Origin of the sequence: Pseudomonas brassicacearum subsp. neoaurantiaca, from assembly GCF_013608025.1 — a bacterium.
In the GTDB taxonomy this organism is placed as follows: Bacteria; Pseudomonadota; Gammaproteobacteria; order Pseudomonadales; family Pseudomonadaceae; genus Aquipseudomonas.
Genome location: NZ_VDLV01000055.1, coordinates 19,383 through 24,873, shown reverse-complemented (window position 1 = coordinate 24,873; position 5,491 = coordinate 19,383). Strand labels below are relative to the sequence as shown.

The 5,491-nt window shown below is 59.9% G+C and carries 5 protein-coding genes and 1 pseudogene; all 6 read left to right on the top strand.

Annotated features, from left to right (window positions below; translation table 11 throughout):
- Positions 1-630: pseudogene (locus FHK92_RS27935) on the top strand (OprD family outer membrane porin); the annotation flags it as partial.
- Between the two features lie 181 nt (positions 631-811).
- Positions 812-1,633 (top strand): NAD-dependent epimerase/dehydratase family protein, encoded by an 822-nt coding sequence (locus tag FHK92_RS24110; protein ID WP_030141245.1) that lies wholly within the window; start codon positions 812-814, stop codon positions 1,631-1,633.
- A gap of 43 nt (positions 1,634-1,676) precedes the next feature.
- Positions 1,677-2,582: an SMP-30/gluconolactonase/LRE family protein gene (locus FHK92_RS24105; protein WP_181290325.1), complete on the top strand. Its 906-nt coding sequence runs from the start codon at positions 1,677-1,679 to the stop codon at positions 2,580-2,582.
- 59 nt (positions 2,583-2,641) lie between these two features.
- Positions 2,642-3,613 (top strand): TRAP transporter substrate-binding protein, encoded by a 972-nt coding sequence (locus FHK92_RS24100; RefSeq protein ID WP_181290324.1) that lies wholly within the window; start codon positions 2,642-2,644, stop codon positions 3,611-3,613.
- A 75-nt stretch (positions 3,614-3,688) separates the two neighbouring features.
- The gene (locus FHK92_RS24095; RefSeq protein WP_181290323.1) at positions 3,689-4,216 is read left to right on the top strand and encodes a TRAP transporter small permease; all 528 of its coding nucleotides are present in this window, start codon (positions 3,689-3,691) and stop codon (positions 4,214-4,216) included.
- On the top strand, positions 4,216-5,491 hold a 1,276-nt coding region (locus FHK92_RS24090), incomplete at its 3' end, for a TRAP transporter large permease (protein WP_181290525.1). The genes FHK92_RS24095 and FHK92_RS24090, both read left to right, overlap by 1 nt.

The window sequence follows — 5,491 nt, the reverse complement described above, 5'->3', positions numbered from 1 at the left end:
GGCGAATACGCCTTCAACGAAAAACGCACCCAGGTTGGCGTCTGGTACGCGGAACTGTCCGACATCTACCAGCAACAGTATTTCAACCTGACCCACAGCCAGCCGATCGGCGACTGGACCTTGGGCGCCAACCTCGGTTACTTCACCGGCAAGGAAGACGGCAGCGCACTGGCCGGCGACCTGGACAACAAAACCGCATTCGCCATGCTTTCCGCCAAATACGGCGGCAACACCTTCTACGTCGGCCTGCAGAAAGTCGGCGGCGACGATGCCTGGATGCGCGTCAACGGCACCAGCGGCGGCACCCTGGCGAACGATAGCTACAACTCCAGCTACGACAACGCCAAGGAAAAATCCTGGCAAGTGCGCCACGACTTCAACTTCGCGGCTGTCGGTGTTCCCGGCCTGACCCTGATGAACCGCTACATCAGCGGTGACAATGTGCACACCGCCACGGTCGATGACGGCAAGGAATGGGGCCGCGAAACCGAACTGGCCTATACCGTGCAGAGCGGCGCGTTGAAAAGCCTCAACGTGAAATGGCGTAACGCTTCGATTCGTCGCGACTTCAGCACTAACGAATTCGACGAGAACCGCATCTTCATCAGCTATCCGATTTCGCTCCTGTAACACCCCATGGAACCCTTGCCATGTGCGCCTGCCAGCGCCATGGCGAGCCCGGCAAGGATGCCGACCTAGAGCGGTTCGTCGATCAAACGTTGACAAGGTAGCGGAAGGATAAGGATATTCCCTCTCGGTCGTACGACAACTTATAACAACTGTACCTCTCACTGTTTGCTCAGGTAATGCCATGACCACGACACAGATTCGCCATCCCTTCAATCGCCTGCTGTTGACCGGTGCCGCCGGCGGCCTTGGCAAAGTCTTGCGCGAACGCCTCAAGCCTTATGCCCGCCATATTCGCCTGTCGGACATCGCCAACATGGCCCCGGCCATCGATGAAAGCGAGGAAGTGGTGCCGTGCGACCTGGCTGATAAGCAGGCCGTGCATCAACTGGTGGAAGGTGTCGATGCCATTCTGCATTTTGGCGGGGTATCGGTTGAGCGTCCGTTCGAAGAAATCCTCGGCCCCAACATCAGCGGCGTGTTCCACATCTACGAAGCCGCGCGCAAGCACGGTGTCAAACGCGTGATCTTCGCCAGCTCCAACCACGTCATCGGTTTCTACAAACAGGACGAAACCCTCGACGCCCATTGCCTTCGTCGTCCGGATGGCAACTACGGCCTGTCCAAGTCCTACGGCGAAGACGTCGCCAATTTCTACTTCGATCGCTACGGCATCGAGACCGTGAGCATCCGCATCGGTTCGTCGTTCCCTGAACCGCAGAACCGCCGGATGATGAGCACCTGGCTGAGCTTCGACGATCTCACTCAACTGATCGAATGCTCGCTCTACACCCCGAAAGTCGGCCACACCATCGTCTACGGCGTCTCCGCCAACCGTGATGTCTGGTGGGACAACAGCCACGCCGCGCACCTGGGCTACAAGCCCAAGGACACGTCGGAAGTCTTCCGCGCCAAGGTCGAGGCGCAGCCAATGCCGGCCGCCGATGACCCGGCCATGATCTACCAGGGTGGCGCCTTTGTAGCGGCCGGCCCGTTCGACGACTGATTCGCCTGTTGTTCATGGGATACAAACGAACCAAGGAATCACCATGCAAGCCGAATTGATTGTCGACGCACGCAACGCCGTCGGGGAAAGCCCGGTGTGGGTCCCCGAGGAAAACGCCCTGTATTGGGTGAACATCCCCAGCGGCGGCCTGCAACGCTGGAATGCCAGCAGCGGAAAAATCCAGGGCTGGGAAGCGCCCGAAATGCTCGCCTGTATCGCCCGTCACCAGGACGGCGGTTGGGTCGCGGGCATGGAGAGCGGTTTCTTCCGCCTGCACCCCCATGACGACGGCAGCCTGGACAGTGAACTCTGCGCCAGCGTCGAACACAGCCGCGCCGACATGCGCCTCAACGATGGCCGTTGCGATCGCCAGGGCCGTTTCTGGGCCGGCAGCATGGTGCTGAACATGGGCGCCAACGCCGACGAAGGCCGGATGTACCGTCATGAAGCCGGGCAACGCAGCCCGGTCGAGGCGCAACTGAGCGGTTTCATCGTGCCCAACGGCCTGGGCTTCAGCCCGGACGGAAGGACGATGTACCTCTCTGATTCGCACCCGTTGATCCAGCAGATCTGGGCCTTCGACTACGACATAGACAGTGGCACCCCGTCCAACCGGCGCTTGTTCGTCGACATGATGCCCTTGGCTGGTCGCCCGGATGGCGCGGCGGTGGACGCTGACGGTTGCTATTGGATCTGCGCCAACGATGCCGGGCTGATTCACCGTTTCACCCCGGACGGACGTCTCGACCGCTCCCTGGAAGTGCCGGTGAAAAAACCGACCATGTGCGCCTTTGGCGGCAGCCAGCTGGACACCCTTTTCGTGACCTCGATTCGTCCGGGTGACGACAACGACCCGCAATCCCTGGCCGGTGGCGTGTTCGCGCTGACCCCCGGCGTCAAGGGCCTGGCTGAACCTGCTTTCGGAGGACCGAAACACTCCGCGAATTGATCTGCTGCACCGCTTCACTGGATGAGCCATAAAAAAAACAACAAGACTGGAGATTGACCATGAATTTCAAACGTACGCTTCTGATCGCAGCGCTCCCCCTGGCCTTTCTGGCACAGGCGGCGCACGCCGAACTCACCATGAAGATCGCCGACATCCACCCCAAGGGCTACCCGACCGTGGTCGCCGAGGAATCCATGGGTAAAACCCTGGAAAAGGAGAGCAAGGGCGAACTGAAGTTCAAGTACTTCCCAGGGGGCGTACTGGGGTCTGAAAAAGAAGTCATAGAGCAGATGCAAGCCGGCGCGATCCAGATGTCCCGCGTCAGCCTGGGCATCGTCGGCCCTGTGGTGCCTGACGTGAACGTGTTCAACATGCCGTTCATTTTCCGCGACCAGGCGCACATGCGCGCTGTCATCGACGGTGAAGTCGGCGATGCGATCCTCGACCGGATCACCAACTCCGAATTCGGCCTGGTGGCCCTGGCGTGGATGGACGGTGGTACGCGCAACATTTACACCAAGAACCCCGTGCGCAAGCTCGAAGATCTGAAGGGCATGAAAATCCGTGTCCAAGGCAACCCGATGTTCATCGAGATGATGAATGCCATGGGCGCCAACGGCATCGCCATGGATACCGGCGAAATCTTCAGCGCCCTGCAGACCGGCGTGATCGACGGCGCGGAAAACAACCCGCCGACCCTGCTCGAACACAACCACTACCAGAACGCCAAGTACTACAGCCTGACCGGTCACCTGATCCTGCCCGAGCCAATCGTGATGTCGAAAATCACTTGGAACAAGCTCACGCCGGAACAGCAGGACATGGTGAAAAAAGCCGCCAAGGCGGCCCAGGCTGAAGAACGGGATCTGTGGGACAAGAAGTCCGCCGCCAGTGAAGAAAAACTCAAGGCCGCTGGCGTTGAGTTCATCACGGTCGACAAGAAGCCCTTCTACGACGCCACCGCGCCGGTCCGGGCCAAATACGGCGCGCCGTATGCCGACCTGATCAAGCGTATCGAAGCCGTCAAGTAAGGTCCCTCAATCTGTACTCATGACACGGCTGGGCGCGCCTGCGGTTGAAGGTGCGCCCAGTTACGGTGGAACCCGATGAAGAATTTGCTGCTGCGTATCAACGACAAGATTTACATGACTTGCATCTGGGTCGCCGGCCTGTCTGTCCTGGCAGTTTCCCTGATGATTCCCTGGGGTGTGTTTGCCCGCTACGTATTGGGCTCGGGCGCCAGCTGGCCGGAACCCACCGCCATCCTGCTGATGATGGTGTTTACCTTCATCGGTGCTGCCTCCAGCTACCGTTCCGGATCGCACATGGCCGTGGACATGGTCACCAGCCGTTTGCCATCTGAATGGCGAACCGCGGCGTCGATTTTCACCCAGTTATTGATGGCGGCGGTGTGCATATTCATGACCGTCTGGGGCGCCAAGCTGTGCATGACCACCTGGAACCAATTCATAAGCGCCATCCCTACCCTGCGCGTCGGCATCACGTACATGCCGATCCCGGTCGGTGGCTTCCTGACGCTGATTTTTGTCTTGGAAAAACTCTTGCTGGGTGATCAAAGCCAGCGTCGGGTCGTGCAGTTCGACCTGGTTGAAGAAAACGAAGGTGCCGCTTAATGGACGCTCTGATTCTGCTGGGCAGTTTTTTGCTGTTGATCCTGATCGGTATGCCGGTCGCCTACGCATTGGGCGCCGCCGCCTTGATCGGGGCGTGGTGGATCGATATCCCGTTCCAGGCCATGATGATCCAGGTGGCGGGCGGGGTGAACAAATTCTCTCTGCTGGCCATTCCGTTCTTCGTCTTGGCCGGCGCGATCATGGCCGAAGGCGGCATGTCCCGCCGACTGGTAGCCTTCGCCAGCGTGCTGGTCGGTTTCGTCCGTGGTGGCCTGTCCTTGGTCAACCTCGTGGCGTCGAGTTTCTTCGGCGCGATCTCCGGTTCCTCGGTGGCCGACACGGCCTCGGTCGGTTCGGTGCTGATTCCGGAAATGACACGTCGCGGTTACCCGCGTGATTACGCCACCGCCGTCACCGTCAGTGGTTCGGTGCAAGCGCTGCTGACACCGCCAAGCCACAACGCGGTGCTGTACTCGCTGGCCGCGGGCGGCACCGTGTCGATCGGTTCGCTGTTCATGGCCGGCATCGTCCCCGGCGTCATGATGAACCTCTGCCTGATGGCGCTGTGCCTGGTCTTCGCGAAAAAACGCAATTACCCCAAGGGCGAAGTGATTCCGCTCAAGGAAGCGCTGAAGATCTGCAAGGAAGCCATGTGGGGCATGATGACCCTGTTCATCATCCTTGGCGGCATTCTCTCGGGTGTGTTCACCGCCACCGAATCGGCCGCGATTGCCGTGGTGTGGGCGTTCTTCGTGACCATGTGCATCTATCGCGACTACAAGTGGAGCGAGTTGCCGAAACTGATGCACCGCACGGTGCGCACCATCTCCATCGTGATGATCCTGATCGGCTTCGCCGCCAGCTTCGGCTACATCATGACGCTGATGGAAATCCCGGCGAAGATCACCACCGCGTTCCTGACCCTGTCGGACAACCGCTACGTGATCCTGATGTGCATCAACGTGATGTTGCTGCTGCTGGGCACCGTGATGGACATGGCGCCGCTGATCCTGATCCTCACGCCGATCCTGATGCCGGTCATCGTCGGCATCGGCGTGGACCCGGTGCAGTTCGGCATGATCATGCTGGTGAACCTGGGTATCGGCCTGATCACGCCACCGGTGGGTGCGGTGTTGTTCGTCGGCTCCGCCATCGGCAAGGTCAGCATCGAAAGCACCGTCAAGGCCCTGCTGCCGTTCTACGCCATGCTGTTCGTGGTGCTGATGTTGGTGACTTACGTGCCTGCCATTTCGCTGTGGCTGCCGCATTTGGTGT

What these genes read in the sequence shown, in the direction of transcription:
- FHK92_RS24100 (WP_181290324.1), top strand. Translation starts at nt 2,642, where the DNA reads ATGAATTTCAAACGTACGCTTCTGATCGCAGCGCTCCCCCTGGCCTTT.
- FHK92_RS24110 (WP_030141245.1), top strand. Translation starts at nt 812, where the DNA reads ATGACCACGACACAGATTCGCCATCCCTTCAATCGCCTGCTGTTGACC.
- FHK92_RS24095 (WP_181290323.1), top strand. Translation starts at nt 3,689, where the DNA reads ATGAAGAATTTGCTGCTGCGTATCAACGACAAGATTTACATGACTTGC.
- FHK92_RS24105 (WP_181290325.1), top strand. Translation starts at nt 1,677, where the DNA reads ATGCAAGCCGAATTGATTGTCGACGCACGCAACGCCGTCGGGGAAAGC.